We start from the raw sequence: 25,417 nt of genomic DNA on the forward strand, positions 1-25,417 counted from the left end.
GAATCGTAGAGCTTACATCGATCTAATCTGGATATGTATACCATCGAAAACAGCTATCATTCGTTTACGCGAATAGGTCTTGCATTTTATACTTGCTGAACATAAGATTTAACTGTTTGAACATTTAAATTAAATTGGGGATAGTGTCGAAATTCGACGAACCGAAGCTTAGAGGAGATGGGCACTGTGATCAGTCAACTGTCATGGAAAATCGGCGGTCAGCAAGGCGAAGGCGTGGAAAGTACGGACCGTATTTTCTCGACAGCGCTTAACCGTTTGGGTTACTACCTGTACGGGTACCGCCATTTTTCCTCACGGATCAAGGGCGGGCACACGAACAACAAAATCCGCATTAGCACGAAGCCGATTCGAGCGATTTCCGACGACCTAGACATCTTAGTTGCGTTCGACCAAGAGAGCATCGATTTGAACGCGCACGAGCTTCGCCCAGGCGGAGTCGTCGTCGCGGACGCCAAGTTCTCTCCAACGATCCCGGAAGGCGTGCAAGCGCGACTGTTCGCGGTGCCGATCACGTCGATCGCCGAAGAACTAGGTACATCCCTGATGAAAAATATGGTGGCGTCCGGCGCATCCTGGGCTTTGCTCGGGCTGTCGATGGACGTATTCAACAAAGCGGTAGAAGAAGAGTTCGGGCGCAAAGGTCCGGCGATCGTCGAGAAGAATATCGAAGCGGTGCGCCGCGGCGCGGAGTTCGTGCTTGAACAAGCCGGCGGCCCGCTCGAAGAATTCAAGCTCGCGGACGCCGACGGCAAGCAGAAGCTGTTCATGATCGGCAACGAGGCGATGGCTCTCGGCACGCTCGCCGCAGGCTGTCGTCTGATGTCGGCATATCCAATCACGCCTGCTTCCGAGATTATGGAGTGGCTGATCAAGAAACTGCCTAAATTCGGCGGTACCGTCGTGCAGACGGAAGACGAGATTGCTGCCGTTACGATGGCGATCGGCGCGAACTATGCGGGCGTCCGCACGATGACGGCTTCGGCGGGTCCCGGCTTATCGCTCATGATGGAAGCCATCGGCCTGTCCGGTATGACCGAGACGCCGCTCGTCATCGTCGATACGCAGCGCGGCGGTCCCTCCACGGGCTTGCCGACGAAGCAAGAGCAATCCGATATTAACGCGCTCATCAACGGCACGCACGGCGAAATTCCGAAAGTCGTCATCGCGCCGAGCACGATCGAAGAATGCTTCTACGATATGATCGAAGGCTTTAATATCTCCGAGCAATACCAAGTGCCGGTCATTATCGCGACCGACCTTCAGCTGTCGCTCGGCAAGCAGACATGCGAAGCTCTCGAATACGATAAGATCGTGATCGATCGCGGGAAGCTCGTAACGGGCGAACTGCCGCCTACGGAAGAGAATAGGCTGTTCAAGCGCTACGAGTTCACGGAGGACGGCGTCTCGCCTCGCGTGATCCCGGGCGTGAAGCACGGCATCCACCACGTGACCGGCGTCGAGCACGATCAAGAAGGCCGCCCTTCGGAGAGCGCGATCAACCGGAAGAAAATGATGGACAAACGCCTGAACAAGCTGAACGACTTGCGCATTACCGACGCGGTCAAGGTCGACGCTCCGAACGCGAACCCGGATCTGCTCGTCATCGCGATGGGTTCGACCGGCGGCACGATCGAGGAAGCGCGCGAGCGCCTCTCGGCGGAAGGCATCTCGACGAACCGCATCATGGTTCGCCAGATGCACCCGTTCCCGAGCGAGCTGCTGAAGCCGCATCTTGACGCGGCGAAGAAAGTCATCGTGCTCGAGAATAACGCGACGGGCCAATTGGCGAACCTCATCAAGCTGAACGTCGGTTCGCACGATAAAATCCGCAACCTTCTGAAATACGACGGAACGCCGTTCTTGCCTTCGGAAATTCACAATGCGTGCAAGGAGCTGAACTAAGATGGCTACATTCAAAGAGTTTCGCAACAATGTGAAGCCGAACTGGTGCCCGGGCTGCGGCGACTTCTCCGTGCAAGCGGCGATCCAGCGCGCGGCGGCGAACGTGGGGCTTGAGCCGGAGCAGCTCGCGGTGATTTCCGGTATCGGTTGTTCGGGACGGATTTCCGGTTACATTAACGCATACGGCTTGCACGGGATTCACGGACGCGCGCTGCCGATCGCCCAAGGCGTCAAGCTCGCCAACCGCGAGTTGACCGTAATCGCTTCCGGCGGCGACGGAGACGGCTTCGCGATCGGAATGGGCCACACGGTTCACGCGATTCGCCGTAACCTGGACATTACGTACATCGTTATGGACAACCAGATCTACGGTCTGACGAAGGGGCAGACGTCGCCGCGTTCCGCGGAAGGCTTCAAGACGAAGTCGACGCCGGAAGGCTCGATCGAATCGACGTTGTCTCCGCTGGAGATCGCGTTGTCAGCCGGCGCCACCTTCGTCGCCCAATCGTTCTCGAGCGACTTGAAACAGCTTACGTCGTTGATCGAACAAGGACTGCAGCATAAAGGCTTCTCCTTGATCAACGTATTCAGCCCGTGCGTGACGTTCAATAAGATCAACACGTACGATTGGTTCAAGGAACACATCGTGAATCTGGATCAATTCCCGGATTACGATCCGACCAACCGCGTTGCGGCCATGAACAAGATCATGGAAACCGGCGGCATGCTCACCGGCCTGATCTATCAGAACAAGGAGCGCAAGTCGTACGAGGATCTCGCGGTCGGCTTCAAGCCGGAAGGGATCGCGAAGCAAGATATTAAACTTTCTCGCGACGAATTTGAGAAGTTGCTCACAGAATTCAAATAAGATTCATGATTCAATAGGCGTGCGGGGTTTGTCCCGCGCGCCTATTGCGCTATACTGAGGGCATATAGGATCAATCTACCATCCAGATCAAGGAGTCGTGATTGTACATGACAGAAGCCAAACGAGTGCCGATCGGAATTTCCGCGCGTCATATCCATCTATCCAGAGAGCACGTGTCTATTCTGTTCGGCGAGGGCGCTGAGCTGACCGAATTCAAACCGCTGTCTCAACCGGGACAATACGCGGCGAACGAGACGGTAGCCGTCCACGGCCCGAAAGGTTCTTTTCCGAAAGTGCGCATTCTTGGCCCCGCGCGCAAAGAGACGCAACTGGAAGTGTCGCGTACGGATGCGTTCGCGCTCGGCCTCCATCCGCCTGTTCGCGAATCCGGCAAGATCGAAGGCACGCCGGGCATTCGCATCGTCGGCCCAGCGGGAGAGGTAACGGTAGATAAAGGCGTGATCGTTGCGGCGCGCCATATCCATTTCCATACGTCGGATGCCGAGCGGTGGGGGATCAAGGATAAGCAAATCCTTCGCGTCCGCGCGGGCGGAGAACGCGGCGTCGTGTTCGAGCAGGTGCTCGCGCGCGTGTCGGATCAATACGCGCTCGACATGCACATCGACACGGACGAGGGCAACGCGGCAGGCCTCGCGACGGGAGACATGGGCGAGATACTAGACTAGGAAGCGCACGTGCGGCATAGGATGTACGAACTTGGAGGTGTTGCATGGTGTTGGTACAGGCAAGGCGGATCATCGCAAGCCTCGTCCTAGCGTTAGGCATAGTGTCGTCATCCGGCAATCCGGCAGCGTATGACGGCACTACCGGAGTAGCGGCCGCGAGCGCGTCCACTGTCGTACAGCAAGTCGCGAGGCAGCTGTCCGCTCAGAATCCTTCATTTACGCTATCGGTTCCCGACGTGAAGAAAGCGGAAGCGATCATCAAAGAAGCGATGCAAGCGGACGAGTATATCGCAATGCTCATCAAGAGCTATTCGATCCGAACGACAAGCGCGCCGGGCAAGTCCAAAGGGACGGCCGTCTATAAGGTCGACTACTTGGAGACGAAAAAGCAGACCGACTACGTTAAAGCGGAAGCGAAGCGGATCGTCGCCAAGCTGACGACGAACAAGATGAGCGACATTCAGAAGGAGAAGGTCCTTCACGACTATATCGCCTCTCATGTGACCTACGACAAGTCGTTACGCAAATATACGGCATACGAAGCGTTGACGACGGGAGAGGCAGTGTGCCAAGGCTATGCGCTGCTCACCTATCGGCTCATGCAGGAAGCGGGCATTCCCGTGCATATCGTATCGGGAACCGTCAGCACCGGCTTGCACGCTTGGAATAAGGTGAAGCTGGACGGGAAGTGGTATAACGTCGATACGACATGGGATTCGCAGAAGGAAGTCTCGTACAGTTACTTCAACGTGACGGACGCGGCGCTGAAGCGGGATCATTCCTGGAAGCAGGGAAGCTTGCCGGCGGCGAATACGGACTACCGCGAAATGCTGAAGACGAAGATCAAAGCGAAAGACAAGTATGCGATCGCTTATCAAGCGATTATGAAGGACATCGGCGAGCAGGCGGCGACGGTGGACGAAGCGATTAACGTCATTAATCGTGCGATCGAGAGCCGAAAGCCTTCGGTGAAGTTTACCTACCTATACGGCAGAAGAAAGCTGTCCGGTGATATCGATACGATGCTGAAGAAGCACGCGGACGTGAAATCGATGTCGATCTCCTACAGCTATTCGAACGGAATCGCGACAATCGAAGCAAAGCTAGGCTATTGATGCGGTTAACGATGGATATCTACGAACCCGAATGATATAATTTTAGGATGGAATCTGGCATATCTAAGAGGAGGAGTGAATCCTGATATGGCATCCGAGAAGGGGAATAAGGATTACGCTCAATATTTCGATTTCTCCTCGGCTAAAGTCATTAAGCAAGAGGATGGGAAAACGACCTATCGGATTAACGGCCGAGATATAACGATGCTCTCCGCCCCGAGCTATTCCGACGAGAAGAAGCGCGGCAAGGAAGAGATTAAGGTCCATTACGAGAACGGCGTTCCGGCGGAACTGAGCGGGCTCGGACGCGGCAAAAAGTACTTGATATACACGTACGGCTGCCAGATGAACGAGCACGATACGGAGATCATGCGCGGACTGTTCGAGGCAATGGGATATGAAGCGACGGAAGAGCGCAAGGATGCGGACGTCATTCTGCTGAATACGTGTGCGGTTCGCGAGAACGCGGAAGACAAAGTGTTCGGCGAGCTCGGCCATATGAAGCTGCTGAAGCAGCAACGTCCGGAGCTCATTCTCGGCGTATGCGGCTGCATGTCGCAGGAAGCGTCGGTCGTGAACCGGATCATGCACAAGCACCCTCACGTGGATTTGATTTTCGGAACGCATAATATCCATCGTCTGCCTCATCTGCTGCAGGACGCGTACTTCGGCAAAGAGATGGTCGTCGAGGTTTGGTCCAAGGAAGGCGACATCATCGAGAATTTGCCGAAGAAGCGGGCCGAAGGGCTGCGGGCGTGGGTCAACATTATGTACGGATGCGATAAGTTCTGCACGTACTGCATCGTGCCGTACACTCGCGGCAAGGAAAGAAGCCGCTTGCCGGAGGACGTTATCGCGGAAGTTCGCGATTTGGCGCGCCAAGGGTATAAGGAGATTACGCTGCTCGGCCAGAACGTGAACGCGTACGGCAAAGATTTCGAAGACCGGAACTATCGGTTCGGAGATCTGATGGACGATATACGCAAAATCGATATTCCGCGCGTACGCTTCACGACGAGCCATCCGCGAGACTTCGACGACCATCTGATCGAAGTGCTCGCCAAAGGCGGCAACCTGGTCGAGCATATCCATTTGCCGGTGCAATCCGGCAGCACGGACATTCTGAAACGGATGAGCCGCAAATACACGCGCGAACGGTTCCTCGAACTCGTAGGTCGCATTCGGAAGGCGATTCCGAACGTCGTGCTGACGACGGACATCATCGTCGGTTTCCCGGGCGAGACGGAGGAGCAATTCGAGGAGACGATGTCGATCGTGCGCGAGGCGAATTTCTCGTCGGCGTTCACGTTCATCTACTCGCCGCGCGAGGGCACGCCGGCCGCGGAGATGGCCGACGACGTGCTTTACGAAGTGAAGCAGAAGCGTCTGCAGCGGCTGAACGAGCTGATCGGGGAGCTGTCGCTGGCTAACCACCTTGAGCTCAAAGGCCAAATCGTCGAAGTGCTCGTCGAGGGCGAGAGCAAGAACAACCCCGACGTGCTGTCCGGCAGAACGCGTACGAACAAGCTCATTCATTTTCAGGGGAAGAAGGAATGGATCGGGCAATTCGTGCAAGTGCGGGTCACGGAGCCGCAGACATGGTATATTAAAGCAGAAGTCGTAACGGAGCCGGAAGCGGCCGCTATATAATGACGGGACGTCCACCTCAAGTTAGGAGAGAGACAGATGACAGCACATGCACACGATCATGATCATCATGACCACGATCATAGCTGCGTACCTTCGTTCAGCAGCATCGACCTTGTCGTTCGAGAGGATATTCTGGCGCGGGCGAAGGAGCTCGCGGATTTGATCGCAACGGCGGAAGAAGTCGAGCTGTACCAGAAAGCGGAGAAAGTGATTCAATCGCATACCCGCGTTCAGGAATTGATCGCGCTCATCAAGAAGAAACAAAAAGAGCTCGTCGCGTTCCAGCACACGTTCAACAATCCGCAGATGGTGGAGAAGATCGAAACCGAGATTTCGGTAATCCAGGACGAGCTCGACAATATGCCGGTCGTACAGCAATTCCAGCAAAGCCAGGTCGACGTGAACTATTTGCTTCAGAACGTCGTGTCGGTCATTCGAGACTCCGTCGCGGAGAAGCTCGACATCGAAGCCGCCAAGCCGGCCGAAGCGCCGGAGCAGTGCGACTAAGCATAGCGAATAAAGCGGCGGCTAGACTGCCAACCTACTGTCGCCGGGGTATTCGAACCCCGCGATAGGAAGGAGGCTGCCAGACGTGACCGAGGGCATCCCGAATTCGCAGACGCGCGCGCCGAAGAGCGATGATCCGAAGAAGCAAGGCCGCTCAGCCGCCAAGAAAAAATCCAAATAACCAAGAGGGCCGCGCAGCTTCGAGTTGCGCGGCCCTCTTCATGAGGCGAGAACGTTCGTCGGTGCTTGCATATGAATTACAGAGGAGAAATGCTCAGAATCGAGTAGCGTTGATCGTAGTGCAGCATGTAGCTCGCGTTCGGGGCCAAACGCCATTTGTTCATCCAATAGGAAGGCAGGCGCAGCCGGTCGTCCGATAGGTTCGCGGGCACCTGAAGCCGCATCCCCGCGAGAAATTTGCCGTTGCGAACGCGGATCGGAAGTCCTTGCCGGTCGGGAATGCCTAGCTTGGAGACGAGCTCGTATCCGATCGAGAGGTTGTTCACGCTCTGCGAATGGATGACGGCCTTCGCTTCACTGATCGGAGACGGCTGAATCGAGAGGGTTCTGTTCGCGGACGAATACGTTAACGCGTAGCGTCGGAGCGCTTGCAACTGGAGGCGCTGAGCGAGAGAGAAGTTCATCTCGATGAAATCCGCGAAGCATTCGCGTCCCTCGAGAAACTGTACGTTAACGTTGCTCGCCTTGACCGCGCCGCGGCTAAGATTGATCGGCGTATTCCGCGGGATGGCAAGCAATTCCGAGGAATCGCCGCAGCCTAGCGTCAAGACGATCGTATTGTCCGGTACTTTGGCGATATACAGGTCTAACCGGCCGGTTGCCATCGGGTAGGTACACGCTCCTTCTAGACAGTCGCATGAATCGAATCGAGAAGCTGGATCGGCCGCGATAGCCGCGCCTAACATCCGGTTCATGACGCCACACAATCTTGTTAATTGTATGTACTCTGCGGCTTTCTTGCTTGTACCTGTGTCCCGATCGGCAGTGCCTCGGTTCGTGATTGCAGGGACTAAAAAAGCTCCCTTGCGGGAGCTTGGAGGCCGGATCGGCGAAGCAACTCACTTGCTTGGGCGGATCTTCGGCAGCACCGGGCGCAGCGCGGCGATGACGATGGCGCCGGCAACGGATTTCAATACGTCGCCTGGGAGGTAAACGTATATCCCTTTGCGAAGCGTCGTGTCAAGGTCCCAATGCAAGTAGTGCGCAAGCCAAGGAGCGCCGGTTACATAAAGCAATAGGGAACCGATCAGGAACGTGGAAAGGAAGAGAACGATCAGTCGAACGATCGTGAGCCGCGAGCGCCCTGCGAACAGCTTATCGCATATCCAGCCGAGCAAGAAGGCGGCGATCGGGAACATCCAGATGAAGCCCGCCGATGCGCCGGTCATCTTGGAAAGTCCGCTGCCTTCGCCCATGAGCGGAAGGCCGAGGGCCGTTAATAGAATGACGATGAAAATACTCATAAACCCGTATGTAGCGCCCAGCAGCCCTCCTGCAAGGATGACGGCGAACGTCTGCAGCGTAATCGGTACGGTTGAGAAGCCGATCCTGAATTTGATATAGCTCCCTGCGATGAACAGGGCGCCGAATAAAGCAGTGAAGACGATTCCTCGGATCCATTCGCTCGTATTGGCTCGGCTGTTGACGTTAGTCGTGGTAATCGGATTAGACACGTTGTCAAATCTCCTTTCGAATGTTAACCTTATTGTGTGGACGTGGTTAACAATTCGGATTGTAGCATGAGATCGCTGGATTGGGAAGAGGGAAAATGAAATGAGAGAATCGGCGGCTAAGCCGATAGAGCTGCACGGGGTATCCGTCATCGGCAGCGATGAACGCGGAGACGCGGTGACTCGTCTGGAAGATGTACGATTAAGCGTTGCGCCGGGCGAATGGCTCTATATCGTCGGCGTGAACGGCAGCGGAAAATCGACGCTGGCCCGCGTGTTGGCCGGTTTATATACAGAAGGGATGATCGGCGATTATCGCCGAGGCTTCGCCGGGTCGAACGTGAGCCCGATCGTGTTGCAGCATCCTCAAGCGCAGTTGTTCGGGGAAACGCCTCGCGAGGAAATTCAGTTCGCGCTCGAGTGGCAAAGGAAGCCGGCGGACGAGATCGGGGTTGCCGCGGAGCGGGTGCTGGATCGAGTAGGCCTGCTAGCACTGGCCGATGAGCCGTGGCACAGGCTATCCGGCGGGCAGTTGCAACTGACGGCGTTCGCTGCCGCGATCGCAGGCGAAGCCCCATTGATCGTGCTGGACGAAGCTACCTCCATGCTGGACGAACGGACTCGGGTGACGATCGTGAAGGAATCGAGGCGGCTGCAGCGCCAAGGAACCTCGATCGTGTGGGTGACGCAGCGGCTGGACGAGCTCGAGCCGGAATCGCGCGTTATCACGGTTAGCGAAGGACGGATCGTCTTCGACGGCGACGTACGGCAGATGTTGTACGGGGAAGATGAAGAGGCGATAACCCCTTGCGAGCAAGCGGGATTGCGTATGCCATATTTGCCGGCGATGGCGTTGCAATTAAGAAGGCAAGATCAGCTTAAGGATCCGCTTCCGGTGACGGCGGAGGAATGGCGAAGGGTGTTGGGAGACGTTGCGGACGGCGAGTGGGCAGGAACGGGAGGAAAATCGACCGGTAGAGCTATGCATTGAAGGGATCGGTTGGCGTACGGGCACGTCCGGCGACATGTCTGGAGCCGCGCTGACGCTGTATCCCGGCCAAGTCATTGTGCTCGCGGGAGGCAACGGCGTCGGCAAGACGACGTGGCTTGAGAAGCTGGCCGGGTTGCGTGCGCCCGAGGGCATGCGGATTCGTTACGGGATGGAGCCGCTATGGCAGGAGAACCGATGGGGCAAGAAGCGGCTGAATGCTAGCGCGCTCTTGCGTTATAGCTATGCCCCGCAGTCTCCCGAGAACGGCTTATTCTCCCGGACGCTATCGGAAGAGTTGAAGTACTCCGCCCGGCCCTATCGGTTAAGTAACGAGAAGCTGGATGAACGCGTGTCGGAGGCGCTGGAAGCGGTAGGGTGGCATGCGGATTGGCTTGCGCGCGATCCGTACCGGATGAGCGGAGGGGAACGCCGTCGCGCGGCATTGGCCGCATCGTTCGTGCCCCCGGCTTCTTGGCTGTTACTAGACGAGCCGAGCGCGGGGGTGGATGGCGACGGGCATGCGCGGTTAGGCGAATATTTAATGGGGTTAAAGAAACGCGGGATCGGCATAGTGCTCGTCTCCCACGAACTGGACTGGGCGATGCCGCTCGCGGATTCCGTGCTCCTGCTCGATTATGAGGGAACGGTGAGGAGATGCAATCCGGCCGAGCTGCTGGCGCATTCGGAATGGCTTGCGGAGGCGGGAATGTCCGTGCCATTATGGTTGGAAATCGCGCATAAGCTGCACCTGCGAGGAATTCCCGCGGAGCAGCTATGGTCGCCGGATTCCGCTGCGGGAGCCGTCGCGGTCGCCCGCGAGGTTCAAGCGGCGCCGGAGGACGCAAGACGGCTTACAGCCGAGGCACCCGCTCGCCGCCTTCGCAACGCTGCCGAGACGGCCAAGCATCGATTAGGAGCGTTCGATCCGCGCACGATCTGGTTCTCTTATATCTTATTGTCGCTAGGGATATTCGCACAGAATCAATGGGGCGGCATCGCCGTTGCCGGAGCGCTTACTCTATCGTTGCTTGCTGCGGGGCGTATTTCCTTGTGGCGGTGGCGAGCGCTGCTTCGTACTTACGCGTTGTTATCGGTGTTCGTTTCGGCTTTTTTCGCGTTGGGTTGGTTCACGTTCGATACGGACGCTTTCATCGGCACGCTGCTTCCTTTTACAAGGACGTACCTCGTGTTACTGCTCGGACTATGCATTCCGTTAGTGATGACGCCGCTGTCCTTGCGCAATGCGCTACAGAAGCTGTTGACGATTCGAGGGAGGACGCCGGCGTTCGCGCATCGGCTCATCCTGACGGTTACGATCATGATTCGATTCGTTCCCGTGCTCGTGGAGGAATGGGGAAGGTTCGCTAGAATCGATCTGTCGCGTGGAAAAATGAGGCCCGGGCGACCTTGGGCGTTCGCCTCGAAGCTGAAGGATATGGCGCTGCCGTTCCTGTTATCGATATTCCGGCTTGGCGACGAGATCGCCATCGCGCTCGAAAGCCGCGGTGTCGCGAGGGACGTGCGCCCGACCCGCGCGGCGAAGCTGCGAATGGCAGCTCGAGACTACGGAGCTGTGGTTGGTTCGGCGTTACTCATGTTCGGAATGTGGGCGTTCGCGAATCGTTAATCCTCGTCGCTCAATTGCTTGCTCCACGACAGGATGGCGGCGATCAGGCCAAGCGACGAACCGAACAAGAATCCTGCTCTCAAACCGCCCATCGAATTGAGTCCCCCGGCGACGTAAGGCCCGATGAACATGCCGATCGAGTAGACGGACTGGTAGAATCCCATCGCGGTCGCTCGCTGGATCGCGGGAAACGGTCGAATCGCGAAGCTGAGCAGAAGCGGGAAGTACATCGCCTGCGCCATTCCGTTGCCGGCTTGCGTGAGCGCGAGCCAGGTCAGGTTGTCGCTGTAAGGGATCGCGGCGGTGAAAATCGCGGCCAGCAGAAAACCGGCGACGATCACGTTGCGGCTGCCCAGACGAGGGGCCAACAGTCGGCCGGATATAAACGAGACGATCGCATGAGGCACCATGAACGCGATGACGATGAGCGTAAGCTGCGATTTCGAGGCGCCGAGCTCGGACGCTTGCAGCGGTGTGAAGCCGAACATCGTAATGAACAGAATACCATGCGCGAGCAAGGAGAGAATCGACACTCTCCATAGAAGCTTGGAACGAAATATGCCGGCTAGCGACGCTAGTCGGTTATGCGTCGTGCCTTCGGTCGGAGCTGGCGCCTTCGCTTGCGCGAGCGCCGTCTTAGGCTCGTAGACGAACAACGCCACGATGGCCCCGATCCCCGCTACGATTATTCCGCATGCGAACGCGTAGTTCCAGCCGCCCCATGCGGCTAAGCTTCCGCTTGCGCTCATGCCCACGAGTTGACCGAATACGGTGAGAAAGCTCAGCGTCCCCATCGCTTGATGCGTTTGGTTAGCGGGGTAGTAGGAGGCATAGAGGACGCTGAACGGAACCCAAGCCGCAGCGCATATGCCTGCCATGAGTCGCCCGGCAAGCGGCCCTCCCCAAGTTCCGGGCAGCATGAACAGGGCGCAGCTGATTAATCCGGCTAGCATGCCGATAATCAGGAACGGCTTCCGGCGAGACATGACGTCGGAATACATGCCGAGCGGAAGCCGGGTGACGACTTGCGTCAGTCCGTAACTGCCAAGGATAAAGCCGATGAGGCCTATGGAAATCCCGCGGTCCTCGAGATAAGGACTGAGGATCGGGACGTAAATGTACAGCGTAGACCAATAAAGCACGGTGGCGATCGCAAAAATAAGATGTTGGCGTCTGCTCGCGGTTGGGGTTGCGGCGATATTTTCCGAACGGGATGGCATCTGGGGTGGACCTCCTGACGGTGACTGATTCAAGCGTACTTTCTACTTTAACGGATGGATCGGAGATTGGCTAGACGGAGTTGCTCGTTAGATGATAAGATCAACCTATACTCCGAAAGCATCGAGAGGCTATTCCCGCCCGGCGGGAACGGTCTCTTTTTTGTCGTTGTGCGGGCAGTAGTTTCCAAATAATAGGATGATTGATAAAATGAGAGGGTGGTGCGCAGGATGAAGGTTAGGCTCAGTTAACGTAGCGGCAATGAGTTGTCGGTGAAGGGGCCGTACCATGCGGATTGGGTCGCTCGGGTGAAGCGGATGTGCTTTCGCAGGTGGAATCCGGAGGAACAGGCGTGGATCATTCCTTATACGTCGGGGGTTTTGGCGGAATTGCTTCAGCTGTTCGATGGGATTGCCTTGAGCGTTGACGATGCGCTGCTGGAGGAAAGCGAGCTGCTTGCGGACTATGAGTGGAAGGTAGCTACCTGTCGAGTTATCAACGATCGAATTCGAGCGTTCCAGTTGAGATGGGGTGAAGCGTCAGTACGCGATCAGGCTAAGGCTAGGCGGTTATAGCAAGCAGACGATACGAACGTATGTCAGCCATGTCGAGCGGTTCTATCGGTATTATGAGAGGAATAGGGAACTGCGTGTCCATGACCTGCTTCCTGCTTACAGTAACAAGCTGCTTCGCGAGAATCGGTCGCATGCGTACGTCAATCAAGCGATCAGCGCCATCAAGTTCCACCTGGAGAACGTGTGCGGGATGATCGAGGGCAGCTTCTCCTCTATCCGTCCGAAGAAACAACGCAAGCTGCCGAACGTGCTGTCTGTCGCAGAGGTTAGACGGTTGCTCGACCGCGTCTTGAATCTGAAGCATCGGGCGATCTTGCTGCTGACGTACTCGTCAGGCTTGCGGGTGAGCGAGGTCGTAAAGCTTCAACTTGGCGACCTCGATCAGGATAGGCGAACTTTGCATGTGCGTCAAGGCAAGGGGAGAAAGGACAGGATGACCGTTCTGTCTGAGCATGCTTGCGCTGCGGTATTGGTCTATGTTGAACGTTATAAGCCCGATAGGTGGATTTTCCCCGGACAATACCCGAGACGCCATATCTCGGAGCGAACCGTTCAGAAGGTGTTCGAGAAAGCACTCGCCGATGCTGGAATTGCGAAGGACGTTAGCCTCCACTGCTTGCGCCATTCGTTCGCGACGCATTTGCTCGAAGGCGGCATCGACATCCGTTATATCCAAGAGCTCCTCGGCCATCGCAACGTGCAAACGACGGAAATCTACACTCACTTGGCCGTGAAGAGTATAAAGAATATTAAGAGCCCTCTGGACTCGATGATGGAGTGAGTGAGGGCATGGATTGGGGCGTAGATTCCTACTGGCCGGATGGATATGGGAAATGCGTAGATTAGAGAGTTAGGTGAAATCACTGCAATTACATAAAACACTTTATTGGAGGAATATACAATGAAGAATCTAGCTAAAGAAATTTATGATATTTCGCATCTGACAGGCGAATTTCTATTAAGATCAGGAAAAATCTCAAATGAATATTTTGATAAATATTTGTTTGAATCTCAACCTCAACTACTAACTAGAATTGCAGAAGAACTAAACAAACTAATACCTCCTGGTACCGAAGTGCTTGCAGGACTTGAATTAGGTGGTGTGCCTGTTGCAACAGCACTCTCATTGAAATCAAATATCCCAGTGGCCTTTGTAAGAAAAAAGGCAAAGGAATATGGCACTTGCAAATTAGCAGAAGGCATTGATGTAAAGGGCAAAAGAGTTTGCATTATTGAAGACGTCGTAACGACTGGTGGACAAGTGATACTAAGTGCAAATGACCTGAGAGAAGCTGGAGCAATCGTAACAGATGTACTCATAGTAATAGAAAGAAATATTGAAGGCAGAATGAAGATAGAAGAAGTTGGACTCAATTTACATTCATTATTTAAGATGGAAGAGCTGATTGAGGCAGCAATTCAGGAAGGCAGTGACATCACCTAACACCATATTCACGCATCGGGCATTCGCCCTCGGTCCGGACTGGAGTCAGAAGTGATTCGATGAGGCAATTCAGTATGCGGGGAAGCAGTTTCAGCCGGACACATCGATCCCCCTAAGATAGGAGCTATCTAAGGGGGATCGACGTCGTGAATACAACAACGTTATGCGAAAGTCTGTAAGAGCTATAAGTTCAAATTAATAGAAAGATGTGATACAAATTCACTCATCAAATCATCAAGTTGAAAAGTTAACTCAAATTGTACAGAAACATAAGGCCATATATGAATTTCTTGTTGGAGTGCAGGAATTGAAAATAACTAATTACTACATTGGAGCAGGATGCATCACTCAGACGGTATGGAATTATTTAAGTAATATGCCTCTTGAGCATGGAATTAAGGATGTAGATTTTGTCTATTTCGATGAGAGTGATCTATCTGAGGAGAAAGAAGATCGATTGAAAGTACAACTTGAAAGCTTTTTTCCGGACTATCCATATAAGATTGATGTAACGAATGAAGCTAGAGTTTATTTATGGTATAAGAGCCAGTTTGGATATGAGATTGAACCATATCACTCAGTAGAAGATGCAATAGACACATGGCCGACTACTGCTACTTCATTTGGCATAAGAATTACTTCCAATAAGTGGAATGTTTATGCACCTTTCGGATTGGATGATGTGTTTAATAAAGTCGTAAGACCAAACAAGCGTCAAATTACTAAAGAGATTTATGATATGAAAGTAAACCGTTGGAAAGCGCTATGGAATGATTTAAGTATTGAGCAATGGTAGTTGATCAAAGAAGAACAGACCTTCGCATAACACCATATTCACGCATCGGGTCGACTCCGTCGCCCCTTGGTCCGGCAGAAGGACGATGAGTTTCGAAGAAGCATTTCAGTGTGCAGTGAAGCGGGATCAACCGGACACATCCGTACCACCTAACCGCATCGCGGCCGCCCTTAGGGCTTTAGGTGGTGGGACGTCGTGAATACAATAACGTTATCGGAAATCGTCATAAAGGAATGAGGTCAAGTGGAAAAATCAAATCATAAAGAGTTTAGATTAGATGAGAAGAAAGACTATATTGTTTACTTGCACTACTTAATAATGGTGGGTCATAAGCAACTCTATTATAGAAAGAAATATTTAAAAGAAGCTGAAGATAAGCTATATACTATGACTCTTGCTGACGATAATTCGATGGATGGAATCGTCTATGAAAATCTACGCAATAAGATTAATTTTTTGGATGTATTCCTTTTCAATCTATTTGCTGATGAATCGAAATATGCAATGTCTTATCGAAAGCTTAGAAAATATATTGATCGAAGAGTAGATGTAGAGGATTGGGGTTTACAGAGACTGCCCAAAGAGATATTGGATCTATTACAGGAACTTAATAATCTAAGAAACTGGGCAGCACACATTCCAGAGTCTATGCTCAATGCAGAATTTGAAGTTGCAAAGAAGCATAATAAGCAGTTAACCAAGGAGCTAATCTTTCATTTTTCAACCCCAATAAACGTAAATATATATAGTCGATACAATAGAGAGTGGCTAGAAGAATTATTACAAGAAAGTATGTTATTACAAGAAAGTTACAGTAAGATTTTTCAACAAATGAAAAAAGATTATTCTAAATTGATTGGAAAAAGTGTAGAAATTCAAACAAAGCATCATACTCTACCAAGATCAAATGAAGAAAGCAGAGAAATTCCCGGAATATCTTTTGAAATGCAAAATAAATCGTATAGAAAATTTGATAGCTAAATCAAAGAAGATGACGACATCCGATAACACCATATTCACGCATCGGGCATTCGCCCTCGGTCCGGCACGAAGTTAGAAGTGATTCGGTGAGGCATTTCAGTATACGAGGAAGCAGATGCAGCCGGACACATCCGCACCGACTAACCGCATCGCGGCCGGCTATTGGCGCAGCCTTAAGTCGGTGGGACGTCGTGAATACAACAACGTTATGTGAAATTCCCCAAGAGCTATAAAGACAAAAAATCAGAAGGTGATTGATTGAGCCATTTATCTGTTCGAATTTGCTCAGTAGTGGATGAAGATCTAGAGATACTTGCCTTATTTAATAAACAACTGATTGAAGACGAGCAGCATGATAATAAGATGAATTTAGTTCAGCTCAAAGAGAGAATGAGATCTTTTATAACAACAGATTACAATGCATATTTGTTCTTTGAGGAGAATGAGATCGTCGGATATGCCTTGGTAAATCATGAGCGAAGTCCATTGTACTTAAGACAATTCTTCATTTGCAGAGATCACAGAGGCAAGAGTATAGGGAAATTGGCGTTCGAGAGATTAACTGAAGAGCTTAAAACTAAAGAGATAGATATAGAAGTCATGTATTGGAATGAAAGGGGATATGGATTTTGGAAAGCAATAGGATTTAAAGAAAGAAGTATCTATATGAGATTATCGAATTAATGCAGTTTTGTAAGCTGACTCAGGTTGCGGGGAACTTCACATAACACCATATTCACGCATCGGGCATTCGCCCTCGGTCCGGCAGGAGTTAGTTGTGGATTCAGGGAAGCATGTCAGCGACGAGGAAGTAGATTCAGCCGGACACATCCGCACCGACTAACCGCATCGCGGCCGCCCCTGGCGGGGCTTAAGTCGGTGGGACGTCGTGAATACAATAACGTTATCCGAAATACCTGAGAGGAATAATATGAAAACAAAAATCAAAACCAAATGGAAATCGTTATTTGTGGTATGTTCAATATTCATTATTTTATACATAGGTTTCTATGTATGGATTTTAAGTAGTGTGAAACAAACAGTGACATCAATTTACTTATATAAGGCAAACAGAGGCCCGGTAAGTAATGTATCAGAAGATATTAGGGATGAGTTTTTAAAGTTTCAAACATATCCTAATAGAGGACCCGATGACAGAATCCATATTGAATTAAGTACAGGTAAAGTTTTTCATACATTTCTATATGGAACGGTCTGGATAAAGTACACATATGAAGGGATTGATACAAACACAAACGAAGTCAAATATGGATTCTCGAAAGTTCCAATAAAAATTAAAGTAAAATTAGATAACTGGGAATGGAAGTTAGTTGAGAAAGATGAAGAGCCATAAATAGCATGTATCTCAATGAAGTCAGGTACTTCGGATAACACCATATTCACGCATCGGGTCGACTCCGTCGCCCCTTGGTCCGGCAACTGGTTGAAGCATTTTCGATGAGGCATTTCAGTAGACGAGGAAGCAGGATCAGCCGGACACATCTCACCACCTAACCGCATCGCAGCCGCCCCGTTGGGACTTAAGGTGGTAGGACGTCGTGAATACAACAACGTTATGCGTAATAGGTCAAAAACATTAATTATGTGTGAGGTTTCCAAGATGGTTGATAGCAAAACACAAATTGAAATATTACTTGCAGGAGATCCACTACGTTTCGCATGTAACAAATTGGGTGTTAAGGATATGACCCAAAATAGTTACAAAGAAGTATTTACTGTAAGTAAAGAAGAGATTTTTCAATATGTCTTAGCGAATGGCATCCCGCAAAACTATTCAAATAGCAGACATTCAGTCGTCGATGGTTTCCATTTCTTTGAAGATGAAGGGAAATGGTATACGTGTTTCAGAGAAAGAGGCTTTATTTTTGATGACCATGAATTTATTGATTATGAAGAAGGAGCTAAATATATAGTTGAGATCTTATTAAAGATGACAGGAACGGGACTTTATTAGGCTTCTCTGAGAAGCGACCTACTACGCATAACACCATATCACGCATCGGGTCGACCCTGTCGCCCCTCGGTCTGGACCGGAGCTCGATGAGTATCAGTGAGGCATTTCAGTATACAGGGAAGTATTTTCAGCCGGACACATCCGCACCACCTAACCGCATCGCGGCCGCCCTTCGGGCTTAAGGTGGTGGGACGTCGTGAATACAAGAACGTTATCGGAAATTACCCTAAAGCTTAAAAATCATGAAACATGTACTTTGACAAACATATCCCATCTTTCATACCTTGTTCATACATATAGACCTCAGAGAGACAATGAAGGTAGTTGATGCTCTCCTCGAACTCCAATAGTAATCCAATATGTTCTTCCGGAAGCTGATGTTTAATATTTTCAAGTAGTTGGTTAACTGCATGATTTACTTCTTGATAGTTCTTATACAAATTTTTGATGTGGGGGCTATGATCGATGGTGCGTTGAAAGATGAATTTCTCAAAAGCCTCATTGAAATTAGTCATAATTCAACATCACTCCACCATCTATATTTTTAATTTCGCGTAAATAAATTTGATAAGTTAAATATAACTTAACCAATGCAAAGAATCTTGTCAAGCGTCAATTCGAAAATTTCTTTGATTAAGCAAAGATAACTAGTTATAATTAAAGGAAAGTTTAGGTCGAAGGGAACAAGAACATGATAAGTTATAAGCCATTGCTTAAAATGCTTATAGATCGGGATATTAAAAAACAAGAGTTAATGAAGTTAGCCGGGATCTCTTCAGCGACCATGGCGAAGTTAAATACAAATCAATATGTATCACTGGAGGTAATCGATAAGATTTGCAAATCATTAAATTGCCAACCCGGTGACATTTTAGAGTACATACCTGAATGATCAGGTATGTTTTATTTTAAGGACGGACTTTGTAAGCTGGAACTGAAAGAGGGTAACTTCCGATAACACCGTATTCACGCGGCGGGTCGACATTCGTCAACCCTTGGTTCGCCAGCAGAATGTTCGAGGAAGCGAAATCAGGCAGACAACCCTGCGAGGCTAAGTGGCGAAGCCACCCGGCGACTCTGTCGCCATAAGCCTCTCGGGTTCGTAAATACAAAACGTTAGCTGAAATTGCTTGAAGGATGTGAATAAATGAAACTGATCAAAACTATTATAGTTACTATATTAGTTTGGTCCTTATTAATATTATTAAGCGCTTGTTCAAGTCCAAACAAAACAATAGAATCACGTAAACCAGATAACATTCTAATCAATTATGATAAAGAAGATTTTTCTCGAATAGAGGAATTTGTAGCACGGTTCAACAAACATCAAGCAGACTATTTACTTGTAATACCCCCAATAATTGACGGTGGTTATTGGATTTATGATTTTATATCAGACGGTAAACAAGTGAAAATTACGATTGATACATCAAGAGACGGATACTCGGATGGAAGTATCTCGAAATACTCTTGTCAAGGATTATCTATTAATAGAGACAGAGGGGAAGATGGCAAGTCAAGAAAAGTCCTACAAGCTAAAAATTGTGATGGAAGTAGTACAATTGAAACATATGATCTACTTGTCTTAGAAGATCCCAGAAACATGTGAGCACGTCAATGAAGCAAGCAACTTCATCTAACACCATATTCACGCATCGGGTCGACTATGTCGCCCCTCGGTCCGGCAGGAGTCAGATGTGAATCTATGAAGCATTTCAGATTCGGGGAAGCGGATTCAGCCGGACATATCCGCACCACCTAACCGCATCGCGGCCGCTCTACGGGCTTAAGGTGGTGGGGCGTCGTGAACACAACAACGATATCGGAAATTCTTGAGTGCTATAAGAGCGTCCAAGAACCGTTAAAGAGCATAAAACATATCAAACTAATTAGTCGCGTGATCCTTTCGAGGAATGATTAACTTCGGAGCCGCGGCTTTTATTTATGCGGATTTAAAGTGCGGAATTAGAAGTGCTGGGTTATAATTCCATTAAGAATTCTGTAGAAGAATGTAGAAGATCAAGAACAGTAGAAGATCAAAACATTTGTGAGCAATTCAAAAGGACGAGAACTTCCGATAACACTATATTCACGCATCGGGTTGACGTTGTCGCCCCTCGGTCCGGCAGGAGTTAGAAGTGAATTCGATGAGGCATTTCAGTATACGATGAAGTGAATTCATCCGGACACATCCCAGTAACTAACTGCATCGCGGCTGCACAATATAGAAATAATCAACTTCTTAAAAAACTTTGAAGGAGATTACATGAGAAGATTAATAATGTTTCAACTCATTATTATGTTATTAATTGCTACTGTGGGCTGTAACAATCGAATTTCACATGACAACCTAAATACCTTTGATCTAAAGGACATATATTCCGTCGAGTATAACTCTATCGAAACAGAGCACATTGAGATAATTACAAATTGGTTAACCGAGGCAAGACAAGATGAAACTTATATAAATATGCATACGATATCAAATGATCAAGAACAATACGGATATGAATACGTAATTGCAAAAGGTGTTAAAGAATTTGAAGTTACTTTTGTTTACTCTGCAGGTAACATGAATTCAAAAGGAAAATTGCATATTATAGGTATCAAAGGTGAGGTTAATGATGAAACATTTATTAAGATAAAGTTCAATACCGAATACGTTCTCGGATCGATAATTTCTGATAAAAGTATAAATCTCAAAGATAAGATAATGTAAGGTGAAAGTATCACAAGTTAGTGCTGGGCATCGTATAACAACATATTTACGCATCAGACATTCGCCCTCGGTCCGGCAGTAGTAAGAAGTGAATTCGGAGAGGCAATTCAGTTTCGGGGTAGTAATAGCAACCGGACACATCCGCACCGACTAACCGCATCGCGACCGGCTCCTTTCGGAGCCTTAATTCGGTGGGACGTCGTGAATATAAGAACGTTAGACGAAACTCTTGAAAGTCGGGTAAATACAAATATTAGGAGGACTTATGAATAAAACAAAGCCCTATATTGTATCAATCTCAGCTGTTGCAGGAGGCGGGAAGTCAACAATAACAAATAGATTGAAAGAAAGATTGCCAGGTAGCAAAGCTTTATTCTTCGATGAATACGATTTTGAGGAATATCCTAAAGATATCTGTGATTGGGTAGAGAAAGGATCGGATTATTCTGAATGGAATCTAGATCCATTAATTAATGATATAAATAAATTGCTGTTGAGCAATGAGAATTTTGAATACATATTGCTTGACTATCCATTTTCGAGATTACACGGTGACATAAATAATTATATAGATTGTTCGATCTTCATAGACACTCCTCTTGACGTAGCAATGGCAAGAAGAATTCTAAGAGATTTTAATAAAAGCTCAACAGAAGAAGTGTTAAATGATATGAGAAATTATCTTTCTCGTGGAAGACATGCTTATTTAGCAATGCTTAAAGATGAGAAAAGTAGTAGCGACGTTATAGTGGACGGTACAAAACCAGTAGAAACAATTGTAAATGAAATTTATGAGATAATAAGAAGAGAATCGCAGCATTTCGATGAAGTCAAGAGCTTCGTCTAACACCATATTCAATCGGGTCGACTCCGTCGCCCCTCGGTCGGCAGAAGACTGATGTGATCCAATGAGGTTTTTCAGTATACGAGGAAGCTGGATCAGCCGGACACATCCGCACCATCTAACCGCATCGCGGCCGCCCTCCGGGCTTAAGGTGGTGGGAGGTCGTGAATACAATAACTTTATAGGATATCAGCGCGAGTCCCAATGTTCTGAAGGAGCAATTTCAATGCTGCATTACATATGGCTTGATGATTGCAAACTATTTATTGATGTTGGAAACACAAGAGGGAGTTGAGTCAGTGGAGACTTTCGGTAGAGGTTGTTTATGGCTAATTCTTGGAACGGTGGGCTTGCTAATCATTGCCATCATCACACAGAGTTCAATTCATATTCCATGGTTCATCTTTATCCCGGTCGTAATAATGGTGTTCTGGATGGCATCAAAGAAAAGTAAAAAATAAATCTATTAGTAATATTCTGTTTGAGATTATTAAGAGTAATTATAAGGAAGTAAATATTTGGTGATATCTGCCAGCGGATGGATTACAATTCCATTTAAGGGCTGTTTTTATATCTAAAGAAAGTGCAATTGAAGAGCATATGTCATGAAGGATGTAGAATCATGACGAATTAACTTTAAGAACCGAATATAAAGACAGAAGAAGAACTAAGAAAAGTGGAGCGCAAGTGCGATTTATAAGTTGATCGAGAGGCTGGGGGCATCGGATAACACTATATTCACGTATCGTGTCGACTCCGTCGCTCCTCGGACCGGCAGGAGTCTGAAGTGGATTCGATGAGGCATTTCAGAATACAGGGAAGCAAATGCAGCCGGAAACATCGAACCCCCAAAGATTGGAGCTATCTAAGGGGATCGACGTCGTGAATACAAGGATGTTATCGGAAATCAGCGCTAGAAATAAAGATCAAAGTCAATTTTAGAAGGTGATCTTTTGAAGTTCTCTTGGAAGAACACGCTGGTTGTCATTTCTGTTATAGCTGTAGTTTTATTCAGTCTTTCATACATACCTCAACGGCTGATAAATATTAACAATGCTGATGTCTCCAAACTTATTATTTTTGATGGTAATACTGGGGAAGAAACAGAAATAACAACCAAATCGGAAGTTGATCATATTATTGACAATCTCAGAGAAATCACTTTTCAAAAAGGAAAACCGACATTCGGATTTATGGGGTATAGCTATAAAACGACGATATATAATAAAAAGGGAAAATCAATTATAAAGTTCATAATAAATTCAGAAGATACAATAAGATATAATGGTTTTTTCTTTAAAGCTAAGGGAGATTTAATTGATTACAGCTATATTAAAAAAATCATTGAGAAAGGTAAATAAGATTTCTTGTAATTGTCTCGAAGAAGGCGCTGACTTCCTATTACACCATATTCACGCATCGGGTCGACTCCGTCGTTCCTCGGTCCGGCAGGGGGTTATGTGATTCGATGAGGCATTTCAGTTTCGAGGAAGCAAAGTCAGCCGGACACATCCGCACCACCTAACCGCACTGCGGCCGTCCTTTGGGCTTAAGGTGGTGGGACGTCGTGAATACAATAACGTTATCAGAGATCGCTTAAGAGCGAAAGGAGCGAAAACCATTGAAGGAGATATTGAAAGAACTTTCAAAAAATCATTTCGACCCTAAATCTGATGACCCCCAGACTATACCTAAAGAAACAGGTATATATTGTATAACAGCCAATTCAGTCGCTCAGTTACCTACTCAAATGAGATCGTTAACCTATTCTTACCTTAATAATCGCCCTGTAATCTATGTAGGAATCTCAAATAAGAGTCTAAGGACTAGAGACTATAGTAGTCATTTTAAAGGAAATGCAAGAGGCTCAACACTTCGTAAGAGCTTAGGTTCTTTATTGGGTTTGGAAAGAATTCAATCTCAGAATGACATGGGTAAGTCTAGATATAAATTTACAAAGTCAGACGAAATGAGATTGTCTAATTGGATGGTTGAGAACATTCAACTACATTTTTATACTCATCCAGAGCCAGATCTAATTGAACAAGAATTAATTAATTTTTTTAAACCCCCACTAAATTTAAAGGACAATAAGAACAAGGAAAACATTGATTTCCGAAGTTATTTAATCACATTAAGGAGATTCTGAATGTAACTCAAAGATGTAAGCGACTTCTGATAACACCATATTCACATATCGGGTCGACTATGTCGCCCCTCGGTCCGGCAGGAGTCAGATGTGAATCTATGAAGCATTTCAGATTCGGGGAAGCGGATTCAGCCGGACATATCCGCACCACCTAACCGCATCGCGGCCGCTCTACGGGCTTAAGGTGGTGGGGCGTCGTGAACACAACAGTTAGACGAAACCAGCGCGAGAAAGGAACATCAACATGCTTACATTAAAACTTACTAAAGATTTACTGAAAGACATGAAAACTACACCAATTGAAGACGTCAATGCAGCTCCATTTTTAAGTTGGCATGTACATATATATAACTTGAATAAAAGGAAACACATTGTCTTTGTGAACGATCAAACTAGATTAGCTGTTATCATTGATGGAATAAGAACAGGGCAAACAGAGCGATTGAAAGAGAGATTCATGCTAACCCTTCGGGAATATTTACTCCGAGAGGGAGTTGTTGAAAGTTTGATCAATAGATATTTGGCGTATGGCTCAGAAGTAGTTATTTCTAAGACAAACAACAGAAGTGTATTAGGAACAATGAAAGAAGTTACTTGGTTTATTGAAGATGATTTTCACGATAATATTGAACGTTTGATGTGGCTGAATAGAATGATTCATAAACCAATAGATTACATGAAACCGATCGAATACTTTAAAGAATCATTATGGGATCATAAAAACTACAACACCGTTTGAAAGATGAATCAAGGTGGCACTGGCATCGCCTAACACCATACTCACGTATCGGGTCGACTCCGTCGCTCCTCGGACCTGCAGAAGTTAGATGTGAATTCGATGAGGCATTTCAGTAACGGAGAAGCTTATTTAGCCGGACACATCCGCACCACCTAACCGCATCGTGGCCGCCCTTCGGGCTTAAGGTGGTGGGACGTCGTGAATACAAGAACGTTATGCGAAACCGTCTAATAATTATTAAGAGATGGAGTTGAACCATGTATATCTCTAGGGCATTAAACACGGATGACTTATTAAAGATATGTTCATTTCCACAATCAGCTGAGGAATTATTTTATGTGAGTCCAAGATTTAAGTATCCTTTAACACTTGATCAAATTTTAGAATTGCTTATTGATAGATTTGAACCAACGGTGATCATCGAAGAAGCTACAGGCGATATTGCTGCATATGCAAATCTATATGACTTTAATGACGAGACATGTTGGCTAGGGAATGTGATAGTCTCTCCGAGTCACAGAGGAAGAGGTGCTTCCGAGGTCTTGATAAATTCCATTATTGAGAAGATCAAAGATAAGTATAAAATCAATAAGTTACTACTGAGTTGTCATAGTACAAATTCAAGAGGACTAGCATTTTATTCGAAACATCATTTTAGACCTTTTGATTTAAAAGTCATTAAATTCGAAGATGCAAGGAAAGTCATTACAATTCAAATGGAAAGAGAACTGAATTGAAAGTGACTCAAGTAGTGACGGCAACGCATAACACCATATTCACGCATCGCAGCCTTTCGGCTGTTCGGTCCGGTAGATGTCTGAAGTGATTCGATGAGGTATTTCAGTGTTCAGGGAAGCTTAATCAGCCGGACACATCCGCACCGACTAACCGCATCGCGGCCGGCTCCTGACGGAGCCTT

Annotated in this window: 27 protein-coding genes; 24 read left to right on the forward strand and 3 right to left on the reverse strand. The window is 48.4% G+C overall.

Going from position 1 to position 25,417, the window contains the following annotated elements; translation table 11 throughout:
* Window positions 1–186: 186 nt before the first annotated feature.
* The 6 genes from COHPA_RS0101295 (at window position 187) to COHPA_RS0101320 (ending at window position 6,749) form a co-directional block, all read left to right on the forward strand.
* The gene (locus tag COHPA_RS0101295) at window positions 187–1,923 is read left to right on the forward strand and encodes a 2-oxoacid:acceptor oxidoreductase subunit alpha (RefSeq protein ID WP_027084384.1); all 1,737 of its coding nucleotides are present in this window, start codon (window positions 187–189) and stop codon (window positions 1,921–1,923) included.
* Between the two features lies 1 nt (window position 1,924).
* Complete coding sequence (locus COHPA_RS0101300; protein ID WP_027084385.1) at window positions 1,925–2,791, forward strand: 2-oxoacid:ferredoxin oxidoreductase subunit beta; 867 nt, start codon at window positions 1,925–1,927, stop codon at window positions 2,789–2,791.
* Between the two features lie 107 nt (window positions 2,792–2,898).
* On the forward strand, window positions 2,899–3,477 hold the full coding sequence (gene pduL / locus COHPA_RS0101305; protein ID WP_027084386.1) for a phosphate propanoyltransferase: 579 nt from the start codon (window positions 2,899–2,901) through the stop codon (window positions 3,475–3,477).
* Between the two features lie 44 nt (window positions 3,478–3,521).
* On the forward strand, window positions 3,522–4,592 hold the full coding sequence (locus COHPA_RS24115) for a transglutaminase domain-containing protein (protein WP_027084387.1): 1,071 nt from the start codon (window positions 3,522–3,524) through the stop codon (window positions 4,590–4,592).
* A gap of 87 nt (window positions 4,593–4,679) precedes the next feature.
* Entirely contained in the window at window positions 4,680–6,242 is a 1,563-nt protein-coding gene (gene miaB, locus COHPA_RS0101315; protein ID WP_027084388.1) for a tRNA (N6-isopentenyl adenosine(37)-C2)-methylthiotransferase MiaB, read from the forward strand.
* Between the two features lie 36 nt (window positions 6,243–6,278).
* Window positions 6,279–6,749: a YlbF family regulator gene (locus COHPA_RS0101320; RefSeq protein ID WP_027084389.1), complete on the forward strand. Its 471-nt coding sequence runs from the start codon at window positions 6,279–6,281 to the stop codon at window positions 6,747–6,749.
* Window positions 6,750–7,006: 257 nt separating this feature from the next.
* Here COHPA_RS0101320 and COHPA_RS0101330 read toward each other — a convergent pair whose 3' ends face one another.
* Window positions 7,007–7,594, reverse strand: a complete 588-nt coding sequence (locus tag COHPA_RS0101330; protein ID WP_027084390.1) for a hypothetical protein — start codon at window positions 7,592–7,594, stop codon at window positions 7,007–7,009.
* Between the two features lie 234 nt (window positions 7,595–7,828).
* Complete coding sequence (locus COHPA_RS0101335; RefSeq protein ID WP_027084391.1) at window positions 7,829–8,443, reverse strand: biotin transporter BioY; 615 nt, start codon at window positions 8,441–8,443, stop codon at window positions 7,829–7,831.
* 100 nt (window positions 8,444–8,543) lie between these two features.
* Between COHPA_RS0101335 and COHPA_RS22790 the strand changes: the two genes are divergently transcribed.
* Together COHPA_RS22790 and COHPA_RS0101345 are read left to right on the forward strand one after the other, a co-directional pair.
* Window positions 8,544–9,431 (forward strand): energy-coupling factor ABC transporter ATP-binding protein, encoded by an 888-nt coding sequence (locus tag COHPA_RS22790; protein ID WP_027084392.1) that lies wholly within the window; start codon window positions 8,544–8,546, stop codon window positions 9,429–9,431.
* The gene (locus tag COHPA_RS0101345; protein WP_156926575.1) at window positions 9,373–11,058 is read left to right on the forward strand and encodes an ATP-binding cassette domain-containing protein; all 1,686 of its coding nucleotides are present in this window, start codon (window positions 9,373–9,375) and stop codon (window positions 11,056–11,058) included. The genes COHPA_RS22790 and COHPA_RS0101345 overlap by 59 nt, the downstream gene beginning before the upstream one ends.
* On the opposite strand, the gene COHPA_RS0101350 is transcribed toward COHPA_RS0101345, so the two are convergent.
* Window positions 11,055–12,278, reverse strand: coding sequence for an MFS transporter (locus tag COHPA_RS0101350; protein WP_027084394.1), 1,224 nt, complete (start codon window positions 12,276–12,278; stop codon window positions 11,055–11,057). The two genes, COHPA_RS0101345 and COHPA_RS0101350, sit on opposite strands and share 4 nt — an antisense overlap.
* Before the next feature lie 270 nt (window positions 12,279–12,548).
* On the opposite strand from COHPA_RS0101350, the gene COHPA_RS0101355 reads away from it, so the two are divergent.
* The 16 genes from COHPA_RS0101355 to COHPA_RS0101440 all read left to right on the forward strand — a co-directional run bounded on the left by COHPA_RS0101355 (window position 12,549) and on the right by COHPA_RS0101440 (window position 25,235).
* Window positions 12,549–12,851 carry a hypothetical protein gene (locus COHPA_RS0101355; protein WP_156926576.1) on the forward strand — a complete coding sequence of 101 codons (303 nt, stop codon included), beginning with the start codon at window positions 12,549–12,551 and terminating at the stop codon, window positions 12,849–12,851.
* Window positions 12,808–13,632: a tyrosine-type recombinase/integrase gene (locus COHPA_RS22795; RefSeq protein ID WP_035119320.1), complete on the forward strand. Its 825-nt coding sequence runs from the start codon at window positions 12,808–12,810 to the stop codon at window positions 13,630–13,632. Before COHPA_RS0101355 ends, COHPA_RS22795 begins: the two co-directional genes overlap by 44 nt.
* A gap of 120 nt (window positions 13,633–13,752) precedes the next feature.
* The gene (pyrE, locus tag COHPA_RS0101370) at window positions 13,753–14,295 is read left to right on the forward strand and encodes an orotate phosphoribosyltransferase (RefSeq protein ID WP_027084398.1); all 543 of its coding nucleotides are present in this window, start codon (window positions 13,753–13,755) and stop codon (window positions 14,293–14,295) included.
* A gap of 298 nt (window positions 14,296–14,593) precedes the next feature.
* A complete protein-coding gene (locus tag COHPA_RS0101375) occupies window positions 14,594–15,091 on the forward strand; it encodes a nucleotidyltransferase family protein (RefSeq protein ID WP_425393669.1) in 498 nt (165 codons plus the stop codon).
* Window positions 15,092–15,334: 243 nt separating this feature from the next.
* Complete coding sequence (locus tag COHPA_RS0101380; RefSeq protein ID WP_027084400.1) at window positions 15,335–16,072, forward strand: hypothetical protein; 738 nt, start codon at window positions 15,335–15,337, stop codon at window positions 16,070–16,072.
* 258 nt (window positions 16,073–16,330) lie between these two features.
* Window positions 16,331–16,756 (forward strand): GNAT family N-acetyltransferase, encoded by a 426-nt coding sequence (locus COHPA_RS0101385; RefSeq protein WP_027084401.1) that lies wholly within the window; start codon window positions 16,331–16,333, stop codon window positions 16,754–16,756.
* A gap of 205 nt (window positions 16,757–16,961) precedes the next feature.
* Window positions 16,962–17,426, forward strand: a complete 465-nt coding sequence (locus tag COHPA_RS0101390; protein ID WP_156926577.1) for a hypothetical protein — start codon at window positions 16,962–16,964, stop codon at window positions 17,424–17,426.
* A 267-nt stretch (window positions 17,427–17,693) separates the two neighbouring features.
* A complete protein-coding gene (locus COHPA_RS0101395; protein WP_027084403.1) occupies window positions 17,694–18,047 on the forward strand; it encodes a hypothetical protein in 354 nt (117 codons plus the stop codon).
* Between the two features lie 691 nt (window positions 18,048–18,738).
* Window positions 18,739–18,939, forward strand: coding sequence for a helix-turn-helix domain-containing protein (locus COHPA_RS0101405; RefSeq protein WP_027084405.1), 201 nt, complete (start codon window positions 18,739–18,741; stop codon window positions 18,937–18,939).
* A gap of 255 nt (window positions 18,940–19,194) precedes the next feature.
* The gene (locus COHPA_RS24920) at window positions 19,195–19,656 is read left to right on the forward strand and encodes a DUF4362 domain-containing protein (protein ID WP_084760229.1); all 462 of its coding nucleotides are present in this window, start codon (window positions 19,195–19,197) and stop codon (window positions 19,654–19,656) included.
* A gap of 657 nt (window positions 19,657–20,313) precedes the next feature.
* Window positions 20,314–20,766, forward strand: a complete 453-nt coding sequence (locus tag COHPA_RS22800) for a hypothetical protein (protein ID WP_027084406.1) — start codon at window positions 20,314–20,316, stop codon at window positions 20,764–20,766.
* A gap of 265 nt (window positions 20,767–21,031) precedes the next feature.
* Entirely contained in the window at window positions 21,032–21,613 is a 582-nt protein-coding gene (locus COHPA_RS0101420) for a nucleoside/nucleotide kinase family protein (RefSeq protein WP_027084407.1), read from the forward strand.
* 950 nt (window positions 21,614–22,563) lie between these two features.
* Window positions 22,564–22,971, forward strand: coding sequence for a hypothetical protein (locus COHPA_RS0101430; protein WP_027084409.1), 408 nt, complete (start codon window positions 22,564–22,566; stop codon window positions 22,969–22,971).
* 260 nt (window positions 22,972–23,231) lie between these two features.
* Window positions 23,232–23,759 carry a GIY-YIG nuclease family protein gene (locus tag COHPA_RS25375; protein WP_156926578.1) on the forward strand — a complete coding sequence of 176 codons (528 nt, stop codon included), beginning with the start codon at window positions 23,232–23,234 and terminating at the stop codon, window positions 23,757–23,759.
* A 244-nt stretch (window positions 23,760–24,003) separates the two neighbouring features.
* Window positions 24,004–24,498 carry a DUF6933 domain-containing protein gene (locus COHPA_RS0101435; RefSeq protein WP_027084410.1) on the forward strand — a complete coding sequence of 165 codons (495 nt, stop codon included), beginning with the start codon at window positions 24,004–24,006 and terminating at the stop codon, window positions 24,496–24,498.
* A 338-nt stretch (window positions 24,499–24,836) separates the two neighbouring features.
* Window positions 24,837–25,235: a GNAT family N-acetyltransferase gene (locus COHPA_RS0101440; protein ID WP_245590279.1), complete on the forward strand. Its 399-nt coding sequence runs from the start codon at window positions 24,837–24,839 to the stop codon at window positions 25,233–25,235.
* Window positions 25,236–25,417: the final 182 nt, after the last annotated feature.

Origin of the sequence: Cohnella panacarvi Gsoil 349, assembly GCF_000515335.1 — a bacterium.
GTDB lineage: Bacteria > Bacillota > Bacilli > Paenibacillales > Paenibacillaceae > Cohnella > Cohnella panacarvi.

Excerpts from the sequence above, each read along its gene's own strand:
- COHPA_RS0101320 (WP_027084389.1), top strand. The coding sequence starts at position 6,279 with ATGACAGCACATGCACACGATCATGATCATCATGACCACGATCATAGC.
- COHPA_RS22800 (WP_027084406.1), top strand. The coding sequence starts at position 20,314 with ATGAGAAGATTAATAATGTTTCAACTCATTATTATGTTATTAATTGCT.
- COHPA_RS0101395 (WP_027084403.1), top strand. The coding sequence starts at position 17,694 with ATGGTTGATAGCAAAACACAAATTGAAATATTACTTGCAGGAGATCCA.
- miaB (WP_027084388.1), top strand. The coding sequence starts at position 4,680 with ATGGCATCCGAGAAGGGGAATAAGGATTACGCTCAATATTTCGATTTC.
- pduL (WP_027084386.1), top strand. The coding sequence starts at position 2,899 with ATGACAGAAGCCAAACGAGTGCCGATCGGAATTTCCGCGCGTCATATC.
- COHPA_RS0101435 (WP_027084410.1), top strand. The coding sequence starts at position 24,004 with ATGCTTACATTAAAACTTACTAAAGATTTACTGAAAGACATGAAAACT.
- COHPA_RS0101350 (WP_027084394.1), bottom strand. The coding sequence starts at position 12,278 with ATGCCATCCCGTTCGGAAAATATCGCCGCAACCCCAACCGCGAGCAGA.
- COHPA_RS0101300 (WP_027084385.1), top strand. The coding sequence starts at position 1,925 with ATGGCTACATTCAAAGAGTTTCGCAACAATGTGAAGCCGAACTGGTGC.
- COHPA_RS24920 (WP_084760229.1), top strand. The coding sequence starts at position 19,195 with ATGAAACTGATCAAAACTATTATAGTTACTATATTAGTTTGGTCCTTA.
- COHPA_RS0101330 (WP_027084390.1), bottom strand. The coding sequence starts at position 7,594 with ATGGCAACCGGCCGGTTAGACCTGTATATCGCCAAAGTACCGGACAAT.
- COHPA_RS0101405 (WP_027084405.1), top strand. The coding sequence starts at position 18,739 with ATGATAAGTTATAAGCCATTGCTTAAAATGCTTATAGATCGGGATATT.
- pyrE (WP_027084398.1), top strand. The coding sequence starts at position 13,753 with ATGAAGAATCTAGCTAAAGAAATTTATGATATTTCGCATCTGACAGGC.
- COHPA_RS24115 (WP_027084387.1), top strand. The coding sequence starts at position 3,522 with ATGGTGTTGGTACAGGCAAGGCGGATCATCGCAAGCCTCGTCCTAGCG.
- COHPA_RS22790 (WP_027084392.1), top strand. The coding sequence starts at position 8,544 with ATGAGAGAATCGGCGGCTAAGCCGATAGAGCTGCACGGGGTATCCGTC.
- COHPA_RS0101420 (WP_027084407.1), top strand. The coding sequence starts at position 21,032 with ATGAATAAAACAAAGCCCTATATTGTATCAATCTCAGCTGTTGCAGGA.